This is a genomic window from Terrimonas rubra, assembly GCF_042686025.1.
GTDB classification, from domain to species: Bacteria; Bacteroidota; Bacteroidia; order Chitinophagales; family Chitinophagaceae; genus Terrimonas; species Terrimonas rubra.
Map to the genome: position 1 here is coordinate 264,263 of NZ_JBHUOZ010000001.1, position 21,904 is coordinate 286,166.

At 44.1% G+C, this 21,904-nt stretch carries 12 protein-coding genes; all 12 read right to left on the reverse strand.

Translation table 11 applies throughout. From position 1 onward, the window contains the following. Nucleotides 1–2 precede the first annotated feature (2 nt). The 12 genes from ACFS6H_RS01130 to ACFS6H_RS01185 all read right to left on the reverse strand — a co-directional run bounded on the left by ACFS6H_RS01130 (nucleotide 3) and on the right by ACFS6H_RS01185 (nucleotide 21,896). Entirely contained in the window at nucleotides 3–3,293 is a 3,291-nt protein-coding gene (locus ACFS6H_RS01130) for a glycoside hydrolase family 2 TIM barrel-domain containing protein (protein ID WP_386094151.1), read from the reverse strand. Continuing rightward, complete coding sequence (locus ACFS6H_RS01135; protein ID WP_386094154.1) at nucleotides 3,290–4,363, reverse strand: mandelate racemase/muconate lactonizing enzyme family protein; 1,074 nt, start codon at nucleotides 4,361–4,363, stop codon at nucleotides 3,290–3,292. The genes ACFS6H_RS01130 and ACFS6H_RS01135 overlap by 4 nt, the downstream gene beginning before the upstream one ends. Nucleotides 4,364–4,422: 59 nt before the next feature. Next, nucleotides 4,423–6,429, reverse strand: coding sequence for an aceric acid hydrolase (locus ACFS6H_RS01140; protein ID WP_386094157.1), 2,007 nt, complete (start codon nucleotides 6,427–6,429; stop codon nucleotides 4,423–4,425). Nucleotides 6,430–6,451: 22 nt separating this feature from the next. Further along, nucleotides 6,452–8,596: an alpha-L-rhamnosidase-related protein gene (locus tag ACFS6H_RS01145; protein WP_386094160.1), complete on the reverse strand. Its 2,145-nt coding sequence runs from the start codon at nucleotides 8,594–8,596 to the stop codon at nucleotides 6,452–6,454. Between the two features lie 70 nt (nucleotides 8,597–8,666). Then, nucleotides 8,667–10,256 (reverse strand): sodium:solute symporter family transporter, encoded by a 1,590-nt coding sequence (locus ACFS6H_RS01150; RefSeq protein ID WP_386094163.1) that lies wholly within the window; start codon nucleotides 10,254–10,256, stop codon nucleotides 8,667–8,669. An 81-nt stretch (nucleotides 10,257–10,337) separates the two neighbouring features. Next, nucleotides 10,338–11,402 carry a Gfo/Idh/MocA family protein gene (locus ACFS6H_RS01155; RefSeq protein ID WP_386094166.1) on the reverse strand — a complete coding sequence of 355 codons (1,065 nt, stop codon included), beginning with the start codon at nucleotides 11,400–11,402 and terminating at the stop codon, nucleotides 10,338–10,340. 229 nt (nucleotides 11,403–11,631) lie between these two features. Continuing rightward, nucleotides 11,632–14,136 (reverse strand): L-rhamnose mutarotase, encoded by a 2,505-nt coding sequence (locus ACFS6H_RS01160; protein ID WP_386094169.1) that lies wholly within the window; start codon nucleotides 14,134–14,136, stop codon nucleotides 11,632–11,634. Nucleotides 14,137–15,022: 886 nt separating this feature from the next. After that, on the reverse strand, nucleotides 15,023–16,111 hold the full coding sequence (locus tag ACFS6H_RS01165) for a suppressor of fused domain protein (protein ID WP_386094172.1): 1,089 nt from the start codon (nucleotides 16,109–16,111) through the stop codon (nucleotides 15,023–15,025). 745 nt (nucleotides 16,112–16,856) lie between these two features. Further along, nucleotides 16,857–17,756 carry a DMT family transporter gene (locus ACFS6H_RS01170; RefSeq protein WP_386094175.1) on the reverse strand — a complete coding sequence of 300 codons (900 nt, stop codon included), beginning with the start codon at nucleotides 17,754–17,756 and terminating at the stop codon, nucleotides 16,857–16,859. A 40-nt stretch (nucleotides 17,757–17,796) separates the two neighbouring features. Next, a complete protein-coding gene (locus tag ACFS6H_RS01175) occupies nucleotides 17,797–20,004 on the reverse strand; it encodes a TIM barrel protein (protein WP_386094178.1) in 2,208 nt (735 codons plus the stop codon). 115 nt (nucleotides 20,005–20,119) lie between these two features. Beyond that, complete coding sequence (locus tag ACFS6H_RS01180; protein WP_386094181.1) at nucleotides 20,120–21,055, reverse strand: dihydrodipicolinate synthase family protein; 936 nt, start codon at nucleotides 21,053–21,055, stop codon at nucleotides 20,120–20,122. A gap of 10 nt (nucleotides 21,056–21,065) precedes the next feature. Further along, nucleotides 21,066–21,896 (reverse strand): fumarylacetoacetate hydrolase family protein, encoded by an 831-nt coding sequence (locus ACFS6H_RS01185; RefSeq protein WP_386094184.1) that lies wholly within the window; start codon nucleotides 21,894–21,896, stop codon nucleotides 21,066–21,068. Nucleotides 21,897–21,904 lie beyond the last annotated feature (8 nt).

A 21,904-nucleotide genomic window follows, 5' to 3' on the forward strand; every position in this document is an offset into this window, starting at 1 on the left:
GCTTATTGTACAAATTTAACGCCTGTTGCCGGATTTGATTTTTTTGCATTCAAAGGCAGCAGGTAGAACGCATATTGATAGTTTGCTGCAGGTAACTGGTATTGCTCCAGCGGCGCAGCCACCGGGCTCCAGCTGTCGTTACCACCAACACCCATCTGTTTCAGATCTATGTTGAGCGTTATATACCCGGCTGCCTGCAGTTTATTGGTATGTTTTGCCTGCTGGATATTTTCCTGCGTATACGGCCACGCACTCATACTTAATAAGCTGTCTGCCACTACCAATAAACCATCATAGGTTTTCTTATCACCCAGGTACATCCAGCGAACACCTGTACGGTTACCATTTTCCTGTGGCACAGCATAGGGCTCCATAAAATCGTAAATATCCATTTTATAAAGACCTACATCAAAACCATGAGCCCGGTCAATATAATTTTCCAAAGGCCCCTTGCCCAGCCATTCAATAGTTTGATAACTATTATGTATACCACCCTGCATACCCACCTTAGGGATATTGGGCAGGCCGGGCTTAACCGTCAATTGATAATTTACTTTTACCACACCATTGTCTGCTATTGTATATATTACCTGTACGTTCGCACTATCGTTAAGTAAACGGTAGTCCGTAATTATAACCGGTTCTCCGTTAGGGTTAACCGTTTTTGTAACGCTGTTCACTTTTATATCCGCATCATACCATTGTTTTAAAACACGGTTCGGCTTCCAGCCTCTTTTATCATTATCCGTTAGGGGCCTTGTAAAATGTGGAATGAAAGGCTGTGCCAGTTGTTCTTTGCCTTTATAGATATAGGAAGAAAGTCCTCCGCTGCCGGTACGCTTCACTTTAACAGTAAAATCTTTACCCTGTACCTGTATCACTTCCGGTGTTTCCGTAAACTTAAGTTTTGTACCGGCCTTAAATGCTGTGGCAGTCCTGGTTATTCCCTTAATAGTTAACTGGTCCGATGCAATAACAAATCCCTTGGGCGCCCAGACCGTAGCCTCGCTTAATAAAAATTGTATATCGGCATGGTATTCGGCACCTGCTTTTAGTTTGGGTAAGTAAGCCGCTATATTTAACCGGGTATCAGCGCCGGCCGGCAGGTCAATCACCGGCAAAGTTTTTTGTACTATTATTTTTCCATCCTCCTTTATCAACAATACCGGTGTAAATACACTGGCATTCTGTACAGCACTCCTGTTATAAATTTTTACAACGAATGCTGCTGAATCGGCCCAGCTGGCTTCAATGGGCTGAAACACCCTTTTACATTCATACATAGCGGCCTTGGGACGACCATCCGAAGCCACAATACCTTTAATGGTAAAGTTGTCAAAATACTTTTCGCCGTAATCACCACCATAGGCATAGAAAGCCACACCATTTTCATCTTTCTTCAGCAAGCCCTGGTCTTTAAATTCCCAGATACCACCTCCTATCACACGGGGCAGGCTGCGCCACTGATCCCAGAGGTCTTTTATATTGCCTACACTGTTGCCCATGGCGTGAGCATATTCGCAAAAGAAGATGGGACGTTTATCGCCATTCGGCTGGTTTACCAATAAAGGCGCAGTGTATAGTGCCGGGTACATACGGCTTACCACATCTACATAATATTGGTCGAGGGAGTTTTGTATACGATGTGAATGATCATTGGCTTTTAAGTAACGCGGATCGGAAGGATCGATATAACCCGGCGATTTACGGTCGCCCATTGCCGGTTCATAATGCAGCGGACGGGTAATATCAAAGTCCTTTACCCAGGCCGCCATGGCTGCATGATTGGGACCACTACCGGCCTCATTACCCAGGCTCCACATGATAATAGACGGATGGTTTTTATCTCTTAGTACCATACGGCTGGCCCTTTCTATATATGCACCGGCCCAGGCCGCATCGTGACTCAGTTTACCACCCAGTCCATGTGTTTCGAGGTTGGCCTCATCAATGGCCATGATACCAAATTCGTCACAAAGATCCAATAAGTAAGGATCGGAAGGATAATGACTTAAACGAACGGTATTAAAATTAAATTGTTTGATGGTAGTGATGTCCTGTAAAATATCTTCCCGGCTCAGTGCTTTTCCTTTTACAGGATGATGATCCGGCCGGTTAACCCCATAGAGATAAGTAAGTTTTCCGTTGATGAGCAGTTTACTGTTTTCTTTACTGAACTCAACAGAACGGAAGCCCAGTTTACAGGTCTTGGCCTCTACCAGTTTACCGGTACTATCTTCAAGTGTAATGACCAGCTTATACAGGTTAGGCTGTTCGGTGCTCCATTTTTTTGGATCACTGACTGTTGTTTCCAGCAAACCGAATTTTACCTGGTCCAGGCGCGGATGAATTTCGTTGATGATCTCATCGGCCGAACGTGTTAACGGTTTTGCTAACACGGCATTATTATCCGCATCATATAACTGAGCCTTTACGGTATACCCTGTAAGCGCACTACCCGTAAGATTTTCAATTTTCGGACGGATACTCAGTACGGCATCTTTGTATTGTGCATCCAGTCTGGCCTGGTAATAAAAATCGCTGATACGCATGGTGGGCTCGGCCATTAAATATACTTCGCGGTGAATACCACTCAAACGCCATTGGTCCTGGTCCTCCAGGAAACTGCCATCACTCCAGCGGATCACCCAAACGGAAATTATATTTTCCCCATCCTTCAAATACGGGGTAATATTAAATTCGGAGGATAAAAAACTATCCTCTGCATAACCCGCAAACTTCCCGTTGATCCATAGTTTATAGGCCGAACTTACGCCGCCGAAATGCAGGATAATATTCATTCCTTTCCAGTTGGCAGGAACATTGAATGTACGCTGGTAACAACCTACTCCATTATAATCTTTTGGTACATAAGGTGGGTTTACGGGACGAAAAGGATAGACCGCACTTTTATAGATAGGCTTATCATAGCCCTGCATTTCCCAGTTGGAAGGCACGGGTATTTTTTTCCAGCCCTGCACACGGCTTTTATAAAAGTCCTGCGGTTCTTCACCGGGCTTTAAGGCAAACGCAAAATCCCAATCGCCGTTTAAACTCATGTAACGGCCACTTTGTTCCCTTGTTTTATGTAAGGCATCTTCTACAGATGCAAAGGAATAAGCCGTAGCTCTCGATGGTTCGCGGTTAATACCACTTACGGAAGGATCTTCATAAGGCTCCCGGTCAAACACCCGTGGAGCCACCGGTACGGCTGCAGGTGTTTTATCCACCAACTGGGCGGATACGTGTCCGCAAACTAAAAACGCCAGGAAGATTATAGTATATTTTATCATAACTGTGTTAAACATTCATCTTTAAATCCGAAACCCCAACCGGCCCTTTCATGTGGACGGGCATAACCATTGTTTATTTGCAGGGGATGATCGATCAGGGGATCTATCCAGTCAAAAGACTCTGCTCCTGCCCCGTTGGATATTGTACACAACAGAGGCACATCATAATCTTTGTAGTAATGTGGCAACACCGGTATATGGTGCGCCAATGCCACTGCGGCACTGTTACGCCAGGCTTCCACACCACCCAACCTTAGAATATCGGGCTGCCAGATATCAATGGCATTGAGTTTAATCAGCTCCCTCAGTGCAAGGGTGGAGTATTCGCGTTCACCCATAGCCAGTGATATGCCCGCCTGGTTTTTCAATAACTGGTAGCCCTGGAAATCGGCATGATCCAACGGCTCTTCAAACCAATGAATGTTTAATTCCCTGGCAGCCCTGGCCAGTTGTAAAGCCGATGAAACATCCATGCCCTGGTTCGCATCCATCATAATACCGATGTTATTACCCACGGCTTCACGCACCTGCGTTAATCTTTCCAGGTCTTCTTTCCAATCGGGCTTTCCAACTTTTATTTTAACCGCATTAAAGCCGCGTTTTTTATACACGGTAACTTCGTCTATCAATTCCGCTGTGGAGTAAGACAACCAGCCACCACTACCGTATACCGGTACTTTCAGTGTGTTAGCTCCCAATACTTTCCAAACAGGTTGTCCCAGTGTTTTACACCATGCATCCCACATGGCTATATTAACCGCGGCCTGAGCCCAGCGATTGATGCCTTCTTTGCCAAAATATTCATTGGCGTCATCTATTTTTTTATATACCGCTACCGTGTCATACACATTTTCGCCAACAGCCAGGGCACATATATCTTTCAGGGCACCCGCAATTGCCTGCGGACTATATTGAAAGCTTAATAAATACGATTCACCGGTTATCCCGCTGTTTAATTGTAACCTTAGAACAACGAAGGATATTTCGGTTAATGTGTGCGTAGCATCAGCAATAGGTTTGGGTAAAGTGGCCTTTGCAGTATAAAGCGAATAGTTTTTTATTTTTTGCATATGAGTATCCTGTTCTTTTAAAGTATAATAAGAGTGCCTGATTTACGGGCATAAGTATATTAACGCAACAATGGCATCCAAACCGTCATATCCGTTTTACCGCGGTTCGCCCAGGCATAATACGGAATAAGTTTAATGTTAACCGGTTGGAGCTTGTTATTGATGGTTTGGTATAATTGATTGCTCCAGTTGTGTTGTAATAGTTTAGCCTGTCCTGTTAAGGCCATTACCCGCCCTCCTTCAATTGCCATAACTTGCTGCTGCAGTTTAATAGTTGAAGGAATGGCAACATCGAATATATTTTGCCCGGGAAGGTCAGGACTTTCGAGGCAATAGATCATCGGTCCTTTTTTAACAACTACCTGGTTACGGGTTTCTTCCACCAGTGGATTTGATTCGAGCAAGGTAGCGGGCATATCCATCACCAGTTCAATTTTATCATTGGCCTTCCAGGCTTGCTGTAACTGAGCATACCCGTTTTTTACCGGGGCTTTTATCGTTTTGCCATTCACCTTAATAGTATAGTTAGTACACCATCCCGGTATACGCAGGTAAACAGTATACTCCTTTGCCGGCATTTCCTTTACCAGTATATTAACATGGTCATTCCAGGGATAAGCCGTGGTTTGCTCCAGTTGTATACGGCTGCCATCTTTAAGTGTTGTAGAAAGCGTGTTACCGCCATATAAGTTCACATACACGCTATTATCACCGGTTGTATACATATAGTTGTTTACCTGTGCTATCGTACGCACCACATTCGGCGGACAACAGTTACTTTTACTGATATAGGGTATTCGGCCGCCTTCCCAACGCAGGTGATAAGGATAGTTTTGTGTGGCAGCTAAGGGGTTGGTATAAAAATATTTATCACCCTTCATGCTCACCCCGCTTAATACACTGTTATACAAAGCCAGCTCAACAATATCTGCATATTTTGCATCGCCGGTTACCTGCAGCATACGCCAGTTCCATAGTACATTGCCGATATTAGCACAGGTTTCGTTATGCGCACTAAAATTGGGTAACTGGTAATCACGTCCGTAAGACTGGTGTACTTTCTGTACCGTATCCGGCTTATAAGAAGTTCCATCCACAGACACACCATCATATAAAGCGCCGCAACCTCCTGTTACATACATTTTAGTGTTCACCACATTATCCCACAATCGCAGGGTTGTATTCCACAAGCGCTCATCTCCAGTTTCCGCATATACATCTACTACCCCTGCCAGCAGGTAGTTTGCCCTTACAGCATGACCTACTATTTTTTTCATCTCCCGGAATGGGGCCCTGTCACTGTTATCATCCGTACCTTCTACTGTGCCACGTATATCAATTAAATAATTCACCAGTGTGAGGTATTTTTTTTCTCCCGTAGTACGGTAAAGCTCTACCAGGCCCATATAATGCGAAGGGCAAATAGCATTACGTGCCTGTTCGGGTGTAGCGGTATTGTAAAAGCCAATCAAAAAATCAGCTGCTTTTTGGGCAATATCCAATAAAGGGGTCTTCCCGGTAGCACGATAATATATGCAACCGGCTGTCATTAAATGGCCAAAGTTGTAGGCCTCAAAACTCAGTACATCGTCAAACATTTTTTCCTGGCCGGTTTTCTTTTGTTCAATAATGCTCTTTGTGTAGATATATCCATCCGGCTTTTGTGCTTTACCAATTACTTCAATCGCTTCGTTCATCCAGCCTTCCAGCTTTTTATCTTTGGTAATGGCATACATCGACGCTACCGCTTCCAGGGTCTTATAAAAATCACCGTCATGGAAAGAAGGCCCACGGAAACGTCCCGTATCCAATCCAGCTGCCACCCTGAAGTTCTGGAAGGAGTAACACATGGTCTTGCTGGTATAGGTCTCCCATAACTGTGGCAACATTATATCCTTGCAGGTTTCAAACCTTTCAGCCCAGAAGCCTTTTGTCCATTGCACATCACTCAGTCCAACCGAATTCATCTTTGCTTTTGCACTCTGAGAAGTATTAAGCAGGCCATTTTGCGCTATCCCCTGCAGGGATAATGTTAAGGCCGCCATTACCATATATCGTTTCATCATAGCTGAATATGTTTAACAATACTTACAATTTATACTTAACGGTATAGGTCTTTCCTTTTTCAATAGTGAGCTCGTAATGACCATTCCCTTTATCACTAACTATTCCTTCTTTACAAACCGGTTTCGATCTGCTGCTGAATTTTAATACCCCGGTGCCTGTAGCGCCGGTTACTTTGATCTGACTGGTCGTTACAGCTAATTCAATCGTGCCATCAGGTGTAGGAACTTTGCCTTCCATCCATTGTAATCCGCCCAGTTGCGGCGCTATTTCATATTGACTGTAACCAGGCTCCAATGGCTTTACCCCCAGATAATATTTACCTAACAGGTATAAAGGGCTGGCTCCCCAGGAGTGACAAAGACTTTTACCAAACTCACGGCCATACATGGCATAATGTTCAGCGCCGGTTTTATCGGGGTTGTACTCTTCCCAGAAGCTGGTGGCTCCCAGCTTTAACATGCCACCCCAGTAATCCTTCATTTCTTTTAATACATAAACCTGTTCGCCCATGGCACATAATGCTTCCAATTCGTAGAAACGCATATAGGGTGTGGTGATCTTCTGGATATTATTATTGAGTAATACCGATTTTTTCACCGCCTGTTTTTGTTGTTCCGAAAAATAACCGAATAAGATGGAGAACATATTGGCATAACGGGTAACATTATCTGTTTGTGCTCCGTTCACACGGCTATGTACCAACGCCTGTTTGTTCTCGTTCCAGTAATAATCAAATAATTTCTTTTTTAACAGGTCCGCTTCCTTTGTATAACGGGCTGCTCCTGCCGCATCATCGGCCAGGCCGGCACAGATAGCCATGGTTTCGAGGCTGCGGCATAACAACAGTTGCTCAAAACTCACTGCCCCCGCTTTACTCAAACCGGTGGCCCAGTCAATAAATACCCAATCTCCCGGCAGCCCTTCCATTAAACCTTCTTTATTCCTGCGACCCAGACAATATTCCATTAAAGACTGCATGCGGTCGTAGTTCTGGGCAATAAAGCTTTTATCACCGGAATACAGGTAGTAATCATAAATACCCAGGAACCAGTAAAAGGTATAATCCATGATGGTATTGATATGCGCCGTAACGGGATCTTTCCCTCTTAAAGCATACATGGTACGCTTTACCGTTTCGTTATCGTTGGTCAGGTAGTAATTCATCAGGTAACTCTGGTAGGCGTCACCACTCCATACCCAGCGGTCCCGTTTAATACCATCTATAAAAAATTCGCGGGTGGTCAGGTGCAGGGTGTATTTTGATACATCGTAAATACGGTTTAACTCCTCATCTGAACAACGGAAGCCTCCTTTATCACTGATATCCGCATATTCGTATAAAACAGAAACAGAATCAACCGATATACCGGCTTCATGTACCAGGTTTACAAAACGAAATGCTTTTGACAGGCTGATAACAGTATCTTGCTTAGTAGTCGCCGCTATTGTTAACCGGTCAAACGTTTCACTATGTTCCAGTGAAAGCGCTTCTTCTTTTGATTCACCATAGTACGCAGTCAGTTTACCTTTACCCTTTACACCATGCAGTTTTAAAAAACCGAATGTTTCCTTACCAAAATCGGCCACCAAAGCCTGTGGTTTTCTTTCTATGCGTAATGCCGGTTCCGGTTTTACCGGTAAAGAATAGGTAGATGGTAGTTTGGTGGGATCATTTAAATTACTACTGCCGGCATTCAGCCATTTGGTAGCGGAGATATCGGAGGTTTTGCCTGTTTCATCGATCCACTCCTTATCCTCGAAAGTTACCAGCCAGCTGTTATCGGATACAATGGTTTTACCCTGCACAAATATGGCCGGCACCTGTTGCTGGTTAAACACTTTAATATTGATCTTGTGTTTACCGGCCGGCACGGTAATGGTTGAAGGGCTGCCTTCAAAAGCCTTACCATCTATTTTTACATTGTATTCCCCTTCCACATAAAGTTTTATTTCTTCCGGCTGTGAAAGGTTAAATACTTTATGAAAATCCATCAGTACATAATGGTTGTCAATTTTCCAGAATACGGGAAAGAATACGCCCCGTTCTGTACGGCGGTTCTGCATTTTATTGGACAATGATATTTCCCAATCGCCGGGGTACCATATCCAGGTGGCTGTTTGTGAGTAAGCCGGGGCAACTAAAGTCAATAGTAATAAGTAGAACATAACAAGCTTTTTAGCGGCCTGTTTTTTTGCGTGTACTACATTGACTTTTGATTTTTTAATTTTCAGCATATTAATGTCCGTTGAAGATGATGTACAGTAAAACAATAACAAGCCCCAGGGCAGCAAACAACCATTTCACCTGTTTATCGGTTTCAGGCAGCGGTGTTGCTTCAATAGCAGCCGTAACTTTCTTTTTATCAAGCAGGGAGATGAGTATAGCCGCTACCAGTAAAAAGGCAAATAAATAAAACGATATGAGGAAATAGTGCGGCCACCAGGTATTGACACCTGTTTCATGATCAGGTGGCAGTATCCATAAATTTAAAATACCCACAAACAGGCTGACCGCCGAACCAAAAGATAAAATGATATTCACCGCCAGTTTAGTGGTGCGTTTCCAGAAAACACTCAGTAAAAAGGTTACTGCCAGGGGTGGCGCCAGGTAACCCAAAATAGATTGAAAGATATCGAACAGGGTTTTCCCTTTTACATTATCCAATGCTATGGCCATCAGTACGGCCAATACACACCCGGCAATAACCACCATCCGCCCAACATTTATCTGTTGCTTCACCGTTGCCGAGGGGTTAATATTATTCACATAAATATCCTTGGTAAACACGGTGCTTAATGCATTGAGTGAAGAGCCGATAGTGGCCACCAGTACGGCGATAAGGACACATATTACCAGGCCGTTCATACCAGCCGGAAATAAATTAGTGACCATGGTCATATAAGCCAGCTTATCATCACCAATATTGGGATACAGTACAAAACAGATAATACCCGGCAGGATAAACATGGGTAATGCCAGTACTTTAAGCCAGCCAATAAAATTAACGCCCAATTGTCCCTGCTTTAAATTTTTGGCCCCCAGTACACTTTGTACCATACTCTGATCGGTACAGAAAAAAGCAATGGCCGAAACCGGGTAGCCTAATAAGATGGCATGCCAGGGATAACCGGGATCCGAAGCCGGGCGGGTAAGGTTCCAGAAATGACCGGGAGTCTGATCGATCAATGCTTTGATACCGCCGATCTTCTCCAACCCTAAAAAAGTAAGTATCAGTGAAACAACAATCAATAGCAGCATTTGAAAGACATTCACTTTGGCAATCGCTTTCAGTCCCCCTACATAAGTAAAAAAGCCTGAGAAAGCTACCAACGCTATCGTAGATTGCCACATGGGTATGCCTAATATCTGCCGCACCAGTATACCACCACTGAATAATCCTAATGAAAGCCAGCTGATCAGTATTTTTATCAACGCATAACCTGCCAGTATATCCTGTGTACTTTTTCCATATCGCTTACCCATAAATTCGGGCATGGTGCTTACCTTACTGGCAATATAACGCGGAGCAAATACCATAGCCAGCAGTAACAGAAAAACAAAAGCATACCACTCAAAATTACCACCAACCACACCGGCCGTATAACCGATACTTGCAAAAGCCAGTAAGGATGAAGGGCCTACATTGGTACCCCACATATTAAAGCCGATATTATACCAGTTCAACGATTTATTGGCCAGGAACAAGGTCTCCTCCTTTTTATTTTGCCTGGTGCTTACCCAATACCCAATGGCCAGCAATACCAATAAGTAGATGGCTACAATGGTAAAATCGAGGGCTGTTAGTTTATCGTAAATAGTATTCAAGCGGTTAATCGTTATTTGTTATTAGTTAATCGTTTCTGTTCATTCATAATTCACTAATTCATAAATCATAATTCATAATTTCTACAACCCATACTCCCCTAATACATCCGCCACCTTCACCGGTTGTTTTGTTTGCAGACTTTTATCCATCGCCTGTAATAAAGCAACGGTACCAATGCCTTCCTGCATGTTGGGATAGGCGGTAAAATCATTGGTAATGGAGTCTGCAAAGTATTCCAGGTAGTTCTGGTATTCGCCGGCATGGTGACTTTGTCCTTCAAAACGGAAATAATGTTTCAGTTTTTCATCGCCCCAGGTAATGATGCGTTCTTCACCGGTTTTATCGGTTACCGCATAACGCAGTTCATGGTAATCGGCCTGGCTGGCGCCTTCGGTACCACGTAAAATACAGCTCATCCCACTCTCCCTTTGTGTGGGCTGCACGGGGCCGGTATAAGCGCCGCTTACCCTGGCAATACGGCCGTCCGCTGCGCGGAATATAAAATGCATCGTGTCCTCATTCTTTAAACCGGCAGTTTTGCCGTTACTGCTGATCATGCCATAACCCATTACTTCTTCCACACCGGGCATATACCAGCGGATAAAATCAACGGGATGGCTCAAGCCGCCGTAAAGCCATTTAAAAGAATTTTCCAGGGCCCATTTTTTTTCCAGGAACCAACGGTGGTCCGCATTGTAATGGCTCTCGATAGTTATTAACTCACCAATTATCCCGGCTTCAAAATCCTGGCGTTGTTTTTTGTACGGCTCAAAAAAACGGGAGCTTTGGCCTACAAATACTTTTTTACCTGTTTTGGCCTGCAGGTCCAGCAGCTCCTTTGCGTCAGCCAGGTTATCAATAAATGGCTTGGTACATACCACATGTTTATCGTGCAGTAAAGCCTGCTTAATATGAGTTGCATGTAAATGATCAGGCGTGTAAATAGCAATAATGTCTATTGTTTTATCATTCAGCAGGTCATTATAATCCTGTGTATAATGAGCAAAACCAAATTCCGCCTCCCGCTTTTTGCACAACTCCGCATCGCGGTCACAAGCCAGTTTTAAATTCAGTTTCTCACTTTTTAATACCGCCGACATGGTGCTGCGTCCCTCGCCTAATCCTAATATGCCTACGTTTAACATCTTTATTAAAATTATGATTTATGAATTAGTGAATTATGAATGTTTAGACCCTGTTTATCTGCAAATCATTATTGTTTATAGAACTACTGCGCCTGGACCTAATGGCTCTTATACGTAGAGCGTTTCATTCATAATTCATCATTTATAACTCTCTGTTATTATTTCAAAAAATATTATACTCGATATCAACAACCTTTATCATTTCTCAGTTCCATTCATAATTCCTCATTCATAGTTTCCTCAACTCCACCCACACTTCTCCTTTCACTGTCCCTTCTATTCCTTCCTGGTACCGGCTCATTCTTTTATTCCATTCATGTACCCTCGGGTTATTCTCCGTTGTTTTAGGGTCAAGCTCGGCAAGGGTTTTTCCTTTTGGCACACTGATAATTAACATCAGCTGCCTGTCATGCTTAAACAGCAATAATTGCTGGAAGCCGGCATTACAAAACCCCTTCGCCACTTCAGGCCATTTTTCAAATTGTGTGGCATGATCTTCCAGGTATTGTTGCTGTTTTTTGGTATCAGCCACCAGGTTGGCCGTGATAATAAAATGATCCCATTCGCCTGCCAGCTCTTTATCACTGCAATGCTGTTTTTTATTGTACTGGTAAAACAGGTCGTAATATGCCTTTACGGTTGTACCGGGAAAACGTTTCTGTATCCGGCCTTCCATCACGCCCACATCCTGCATACGTGCATAAACCACAAAACGGTTTTTCCATTGGTACACAGCATTACTGTCTACCTGGTATTGATGCAAAAAGGTTTTCAATTGCTGTATGTTCAATACGCTATCCCGGTGCACAATAATTTCAATCACTTCCGGGTGCTCTTCGTTAATGGCATAAGCTTTATCATAGCCCTGTATATATTGTAATAACTCTTTGTTTAAAACACCCGCTTTTCGTTGTATGGCTGCCGGCACCTGCGGACCATTGTCCTCCCAACTATTGCCGGGGCCATTGTTATTTTGCAGGTATTTTGTAGCAGGACTATAATTATTCCGGATAGTAATATTGGAGGATCCTTCATCGGTATACAAATAAAACCAGTGCGATGGCAGGTGGGCATACGGTGCTTTGTACACACTGTCCACATAGTTCTCTTCTATTACCGATCCCGGCTGGGCACTTAAAGTATACACCCCGGCACAATCGTAATTGTGTTTACCATACAGCACAATACGATTGGCCCTTACCGTATTGTTCCGCATCATATTTTCGTTGGGGTTCCAGCCCCAGCCCATACTAATGCCGCTATACGAGGTATTTTCAATATGGTTATTGGCAACCATTGAATTCCGGGTATATCCTAAAGCAATGGCAGCACAGCTCCAGTCCTCATTCGCCACATCGGTTATCACATTATTAGTTAGTGTAAGCCGGTTACAATACAGGCTGGTGTCTTTGGGGAAATAGGTAGTATGAATTTCTCTTGACGGCTCAGCAAATACGCCACCCATAATGGCCGTGCCACCAATATTTTTAAATACATTGCCTGTTACCATATTGTCATAAACACCGGTATGGTAATCCAGTGCTGTGGATGCCATCCGGGTAAACAGGCAATTGGCAAATCCTGTATGGCTGGCATAGTTCACCTCCACAGCTGCTGCCGGTCTGCCTATCCATGCCTGGTTATCCAGTTGCGGCCGTTCCGCAGTTCCTGCCGGCCTTAGCTTGTAAGCCTCCGTCATATACATGCCTGCCTGGTGAGGTACATGGCCATATAAAGCAGGCCGCTGCCAGCCGGTATGGGCAAACTGCAGGTTTTTAAAATACACTTCCTGCACCGGCTTATCTGCGGTACCGTTTATGCTGATCAGTGTTTCTGTAAACGGCGCCATCACAGTTGCACGGTTCATTTGTTCGCCCGGTAAAGGCCAGTAATACATTTTTTTTGCTGTGGAATCCAGGTACCATTCACCCGGTTCATCTAAAAACTCAATGGCATTGGTAAGGTTAAAGGCCGAGTTGCCCGTATGTTTCGATATCCAGGGCGCCGGCCATGGATGCTCGTTCTGTATCTTACTTTCCGGTTCGTAAAAATAAACACTGGCCGTATCCCTGTTATACTTCACCTGTTTAATACGCAGCATGGCAATGGCCCACCATTGGTGTATAAATAACTCCGGGGGTGTTGATTGTTTTACTTGTATGGGTTTCGGTAATAAGATCTTACAGCTGGCATCCGTTTTATTCCAGTCCAGTATACGCCCCATAGTATTACCATTAAAGTATTTTGCCCGGGCAGCTTTACGGTTATTCACCCATAACTGGCGAAACTGCAGGGGTATACCATTTACTACCGGCACATCTGCCACCCATAGGTATTGGTGTACACCAGTCTGTAATCCTTTTACGGTATAACTTAATTTATTCCAGTTATTTATGGCTATACCACCGCTAATGATGGTCTGCTCCCTGCCGGCCCCGTTGATCACTAAAGGACTTTGGGCGGTACCGGCATCTTCGGCTTTAATAGATATGGTTTCATAAACGGGATAAACTCCTTTTTGCAGTTGAATGGTGATGCCCTGTTGTATACCCGGGGCCTGTGTACGTCTTAACGCTCTTGCCTTTTTAATGGCTGCCTGTAAGGTTTGTAAGGGGTTATTAATGCTGCCGTCGTTGTTATCGTTACCCTGTGGCGATACGTAGATATCTGTTGCCCGTAATGATCCGGCAAATAGTAAAATAAGCACAAACAGGCAAAAGGGCAATCGTTTCATTATTACAAATATTAATCCTGTGCCGTAACACTTAACCAGCAGGCAATTAGAAACTTAAATGTAGGCCCCTTACCCGGCCTGAAAAATGTATGTATTAGTTATAAAGATGGAATATATTACTATTGCATACTGTAACATGCTTTAAAGTCTTTGTTATGCGGGCCCCGTACCGGGAAACCGGCTGCAGCAATTACTGAACGGCTTGTTCCGTTCGCCTTATTCCCGGTACGGGCCGGGCTTTTCGCTATTACTCCTCGCCCCAGCCACATCACCACCCGCCGGCTGCGGGGTAACCGCTGCAATCCCTGCCCGGAACCGTTTACCCCCTGATGAAAAATGTACCAGGCTATACAGTATGCACCCGCAATACTACTGTTGTAACATCACACAAGCAACAACCAACAGCGTTACTACTACAGGGCCCGTATCATCTTATAAGCAGGCTGCTATTGACTTTCATAAAAAAACCGGGGTAGAAACCCCGGTAGATTTGTTAAAATTGCCATACTAAAAAGATAAATATCGTTACACACCAACAGGTGCGAAATGTTGTTGACTTTTACCTGCCGCCCGGTTTCGTGCGCTCAGCGCAATCGTTGCCGGATCGTTGAAAAAAAATATAAATGCCTGTGTCAGTACCTGTTCCCCACTGATTAACCGGATGCTGGTTTGTTATTGCAAGCTGTTCAACAGCTTTTACGGGTAAGTAAATGGCCCATGTGCAAATCAAAAAACGCTTTTTAGCTAATCGTTCTTTACCAACCGCTGTTTCTGGTATAAACAGCTGTCACTCATTTAATACAGTAAAATTAGTGGCAGTTAAAAGGCCCTGCAATGTAATTATCTACTAAAATGATGTCATATTTTACTATTTCATTACAGTAAGTTATACTACCGATGGCCTGTTACCGGTAATAACCCAGTTGATATCGGCATTGATCATTTTTTCTATCAATGGGTAACCCCCATTCGGTTCTTTATGTGCAAACTCCCTTTCGGCCAGGGTAATGGGTTGCGCCCAGTAAATATTTACTTTGTCTCCATTCATTTCCAGCGAAGGCAATGCGGGTCCGTTATAAAGGGCCGAAGAAAGGATCAGGCTTTCAAATGGCGGCTTTACCGCATTGGAACTAATGGTATGTCCTTCTCCCAGCCAGCTGATCTTTCGCCAGGGCATGCCTGCCAGGCCGGCAATTCCCTGCGCCAGCTCCATGGCAAAAGCTTCGCCCAGCGATTGCTGTACGGCTAAACCAAGTTCCATCCGGCGATAAGCAGTGGCCGTATCACTGTACAAATAATCCACCCAGGGCATGGGACGTTGCGAAATACCTATGGTCAAAAATACATAGAGGTCTTCATACTTAAAAGATACCAGGGCCATGGGCGGCCAGGTGCCCCCATCAATGGCAAAGTATTGATGGTGCGGACCAAATACTTTTTCATAACTGCTCAATATATATTCCTGTGTAGCAGGCCAGGGCGAACTGTCCTCCGTCCACTGGTCAATAAGTTCCATTGTTTTATAGGTTGCCTCAATTAACACATTATCGGCAGTTAAAGGAAACAGGGTATTGGTTTCTGCTATACAATCTTTTGCATAGGTCACCGGGTTTTCCATATACAAACTCCAGCCGGGGATAATGGCAATGATCTCTTCCTCATATAACAGGGATGCGCCATCCTCTGCTTCTGTCCAAACCAGGGCCAGGCCTTCTTCTTCCATTGGTGTTGCGCCATCAGGATGGGCACAATGTATGGCAGGCAATAAAGGCGCCTGCCCCTGCTGCATGGCCTCATAATCAAACTCCGCCGGCGCTGCCGTTAAATTGCGTACCCAGCTACTGCGCATAGGATATTGCTCTGCCAGGTCGGGATGTGGCTGAATGTACAGGTAAACAGTAGTATCCGTTTGTTCTACAATGGCACGAAGCGTACCGGAAGGGTTAACCGAATCTAAAAGAATTGTTGGTTCCATATGGGTGATTTTGTGTTTTAAATATGTCAGCCATTCATATTAACAGCAATCAAATATAACCAGTATTTAGGTTGTTTGTCTTGCCCTGTTAATAAAATAGGATTAAGTTAATGTCGGGCATTATGGTTACCAATAGCGACATAATGAATAATCATATTAAAATTAAACGATACCAGTAACATGCGACCCCGCCGGGGTCGGTTTCATCTACGCCTTTTCGGCTATAAACATTTTATCCCTATGGGATAAGGAAAATCACATACCCTTTCGTTTCATTTAATGGCAGCTAATTTCTGGTAATCTGGTTTATCATTCATCTACTATCAACAACATGCGACCCCGCCGGCGTCGAACGCACGCTGTCGCTTTGCTATAAATATGTTATCCCTACGGGATAAAAATTTATAGCTCCATAACAATATATTTGTTCTGTATTATTGTATGTATACACAAAGGAGTTTGATTTATTCCTCAAAGACCGGAATGCATTTTTATCCCGGAAATGATATGCTAAAAATATTGAAAGCTTTTTGTGTAACAGGATATGCTTCCTATCGCCGGCATAACGTAATCCTGCGAAGGAATGATAAATCTTTTGACGGATAATACGGACTGATGCCTTCGGCATCACAACTTTATAGATGCACGATTGATGAAAGTATTTTCGACCCCGGAGCGGGTCGCATGTTAACCGTAAGGACAGTACAATAAAATCATCACCAGCAGGTAAATAGTTATTTACCCCTTAGCCGTTTACCGCTTTCTTTTTTGCATCAAACCTCGACAATAATAACCCTACCAATACCAACACCACCCCAATAATGGTATACATATCCAGCGGCTCTTTTAACAACCATGATGCATAAGCAAATCCAAATACCGGGCATAGAAACAACCATAAACCGGCTCTCACCGCATCTGTTTTTAACAACCATAACCATATTTGTACCGCTGCAATGGAAACCGGTATGGCCAGCCAGGCAACACTTTGCCAGAAAGAATGATTAAAGTGATTCAGCCCGGGCTCATAATAAAATAAGGTAACGGGTAAAAGAAAAATACCGCCCAGCAAAGTTTGCCAGCCATTAATAGTGAACAGGTGCAGGCCTTTCCAGTCTTTCGAGGAAAAGTAGATAGCAGCAATGGAATAGGATAACATACTGACAAATAAAATGACCAGCCCCCCGGGAGTCACATAAGCATCCCCGAATAGTGGCCAGGCTGCGCAGATGACACCGGCCGAGCAGATCACTAAAGCAAGTACAATAGTGGCTGTGAGTTTTTTGTTGAGAAAGAACACCGACATCACACTCATAAAAACCGGGTTGATGGCCGTGGATAAAGAGCCGATACCCGCCGATACCGTTTTCATAGCCACCACGTATAAACCAAGGTAAATGGTAATATTCAACAACCCGTAAATGGCAATTTGCTGCCATTGTTTGCCCGTCGGGAGCTTTTCACGCATCAGCAGGTGGGCTATCAGTAACATGATAAGCGCTGCCATGCCAAACCTCACACTGGCAATCACCAGTGGCTGGGCAACCAGTAAACCTATTTTAGTAGCAGCTGATGCCGAAGCCCATAGTGCTGCAAATAACAACCCGCCTGTAAACCATTTCAGCTTTGCATTTCCCGTATTCAACCGCTTAGTATTTTAACAGGCTAAATTATTCATAACCGGCTTACCGCTGAAATATCTTTTTAAGGTAGGCCGTATTAGCACCGTAATTGTATTTGGTCTCCCTGGCTCTTGCCGCTTCCCGGCTTCTCTCTATCACCAGCCAGCCGCTCCATCCCATGTTATCTAAGGTTTGTTTTACCTGGTACAGGTTAAGCTCCTTATCATCCTGCAATAACACACTGTCCTTATTGGTAGCGTGTATCATGCTGATCCTGTCCCTGCCTAATATTTTTAATTCACTCAACAGGTCACGGCCTTCTTTTAAAGGGTTAGAGAAATTGAAATAAATTTTTATGGCAGGAGAGCCAATTTCTTTCAGCAGTTGTACTTCTTCTTTTGCTGAGAGGGCTGTTTCAATGCCGATCACTACCCCCGCATCTTCCGCCATTTTACCGGCTACTTTCAGTCGCTCTACCACAGCAGCTCTCAGGCCGGGTTCTTTTTTCAGGTCACATTGTACGCCCAAGGGCAGGAAAGCATGTTTTACCCCCATCTGCTGCATGGTAGTAATACAATCGGCAATACTTTGTTTATATTCAGGCCTGGTACAGAATGCCTGGGCATAGTAACCTGTCATGGCCAGTGAAAAAATTTCAACCTTATTCTCTTTAGCCGTTTGTAAAAATTTAGTGCTGATACTATCAACCGCTAATTGGTTATCAAAGGTGGGGCTGTTACCCAGTCCGCCCATATCCACTTCTACCCCATCGGCTTTTAGTTCGGCGGTTAAAGTAATGGCACTTAGTTTTTGCCTTTTTAATAACATCAGGTCAATCAACCCGATCTTATAACGCTGGCCCGCCTTTGCTTTCTCCACCTCGGTATAGAAGAGCTTTTCAAGGTTCTCAAATCCTTTTACCGCATGTGCAGGCAGTTTTTCACCATTATTACCAAAAACGTACAAAGCTTCCTTAGGCTCTATGGTAATGGCCGATTCATCAATATAGCCGTTTGCATTTTGTATAGCCCCTATATTTAGTTGCAAGTGTTTGGCCATAAAACGGTACACCGCAGTACGTTTGTTAATACCAAAATCATGTTTTTCCGCAGGCAGGTGTACATTCTCCACATTATCCTTTTTATTGTACCAGCTATACATTTTTTGCAGGTAAGGAAAATCATGTTCCGGCATTTTATCGGTCCAGTCGCCGCCGTCACTGATCACCAGTTGCGGATTGGGCGCTGCCATAGCCGCTATTTCCACATTGTTGGTACGGCCTGAACAACTGAATATATCCATACCGCTTTCGCAGGGACAGCCACCATAGAAATAAGAGGATAAAGAAACTACAGGTGCTGATATTTTAATGCGTTCATCAATAGCCGCCATCAATACGGTATGACTGCCACCGCCCGAACCACCGGTGATAGCTACTCTCTCTTTATCAGCATCTTTTTGCGCCAGCAGGTAATCCAGTATCCTGATAGCCCCTAATGCCTGGATGGTCATGGCCAGGCTTCGCCGGTGGTCCTCGTATTTAAATTGTAACATCGATTCACCCCAGGCAAAGAGGTCATAACTGATGGCCATAGCGCCCATACGGGCCAGCGCTGCACAACGTAGCTGACAATCGGCGCGATAACGATGGTCCTGCCAATGCCCGTCGGGGTTTAATATAACCGGAATTTTGCCTTTGTATTTTTCAGGTTTGTATAAAGAACCGTTGATCCATACACCGGGTAAAATTTCCAGTGCAATATTTTGTACGGTATAACCTTTAAATTTTCTAACAGTAGTAAGAACAGGCTTTAATGTTGGCTGTGCCGGTAAAGCGGAGAGTTGCAATTGCTCCTTTATACAGTCCCTTAATTGTTCTTTACGTACCTCCCACTCATGCAGGTTGTTGTACTGTGCCGCAATCCTGTCAAGTTCGGCCCAGCCTTCCTGTGGCTGCCAGCGGTAGTATTCAAAATCGCTTAGTTTGTATACTTTCTCCTGCTCCTTCTTTACTTTCATATCAAAGATGGAAAGCACATTACGCAGGGTTTCGTCCACATCATTACGGTAACGCCAGTCGGCATAACTTACCCATTTATCCTTCACCGCTTTTTCATCGTATTTTATTTTAACGCCGTATTTTTTCTGAATATCATCCAGTACTTCCTTAAGCGTTTTTTTAAACTGGTTGTCGCTGTTATTGTTTTGCGCAAATGCAGGAATACAGCATACTAAACACAACGCCAGTTTTATAAAAAATAACAATCGCATTTTGTAATTAGTAATTAATAATTAACAATGAAAAAAAACCTCCAAATGCTCATCTGTGTTCATGCAGTACAAGTGTGCGACGCAAGGAACGATGCCAATGGCACTACAGCCGGGATCAAACCGTTGCCGGCTTAATTTGTAAACGTTCGCACCAATGCAAAAATTTTGCATGAATATCGTCCAGTGTTTGTTTTTGCTCCGGTGTTAACTGTAAAATATGCGAACGGCTGATCTGCCTTACCGGCAAACCTCTTTTCTCCAGGAAGTATTTAGCCGCCATGGGATAAGCAATATGTATCAGGGGGTCAACGGCCGTTAACTCATTTTGCAGCCATGCAACATCTTCCTGCCGTGCCGGGTCGGTCGCGTTATTACACATCCATACCAGTATTTCGGGATAAAAATTGCCGGAGATGGAGGACATACCCCTGGCCCCGTTCTGCAATGAGAACATAGCATTAGGCGTATGCGCATCATAAAATTCAAGCATCGTATTATCTTTTGCAATATCCAGTTTGGCTTTTACATTTCCAGGTAAAATGGACGTGTCTTTATGATATACAAAGCGGTTGGTATCCAGCAGTTGTTTAAATACCGGGGCGCTGAGTATACGTTTGTAAGGAGCAGGGCATTCGTACATCCCTAAAGGAATATTGCCGGTAAGCGACAGCATTGTATCAAAATTGCGTAATAACACATCATCCGCTTCGTTCACTTTGGCAAAATGCCCGGTGATCATGATCACGGCATCAATGCCTGTATCAAATATCTGCCGGGTAAAAACGGCCTTATCTTCAATGGTTAAGCCAAAGGAGCCGGTAGCCACCACCGGCACACGGCCATTGACATATTGTACAATATGCCGTGTAAGTTCCAGGCGTTCGTCCTCAGAAATACTGAACATTTCACTGCTTAAGCAGTTGGCAAAAAAACCTTTCACCCCTGCTGCCAGGTAAAAATCTATCAGTGCTGAGACCGCGTCCAGGTCAACCTTGGCTTTGAGGTTGAAAGGTGTGATCATTACCGGGACAAATTTTTTATCGTTTACCATAAGTGTATGTTTATGCAACTGTATTGATTAATGTTCCGATGCCGGTTATGGTTATTTGTATTGCATCACCGGGTTGTAAGGTGAAATCGTTGTCGGGCACCACACACGTACCGGTCATTAAATAAGCACCGGTGGAAAAACTATATTCCCGGTACAGGAACTCAACCAGTTCCGTATGTTTTCTTTTCATTTTATCAATGGTTACATTGCCTTCAAACACCGTTACTCCTTCACGCATGATGCAAATAGAGATCAATGTTGCCGGATCGATCGGCGCAGCCGTAACCAACACACAGGGACCAACAGCAGCACTGCCATCGTACATTTTAGCCTGCGGTAAATACAAGGGATTTTCACCTTCAATGCTGCGGCTGCTCATATCGTTACCAATGGTATAGCCCACAATTTCACCGTTGCTATTGATGACAAGTGTCAGTTCCGGCTCGGGAACATTCCAGTTACTGTCCTTCCGTATACGTACTTTACCCTGATGCGGAACTACCTTGTACGGGTTGGCTTTAAAGAATATCTCGGGCCTTTCTGCATCATATACCTTATCATAAAAAGTGGCACCGCCGCTCTCCTTACTCTCTTCCATTCTTGCCACTTTACTGCGCAGGTAGGTCACCCCCGCAGCCCATACTTCCTGCGAGCCAATAGGCACCAGGCAATCATCGGATGTAAAAGTATCAGCATAGGGTTGAAGTGCAGCAATGGTCTCCTGTAACCAGTTGTATAATGCGGGCTGATTGATGAGCGTATCCCAATCCGTTCCTGGCAGGAGATAGTAACGATCTTCATGACCAACTATGATACCTGTTTTTGTTTTATAAAGTTTCATTAATGAAT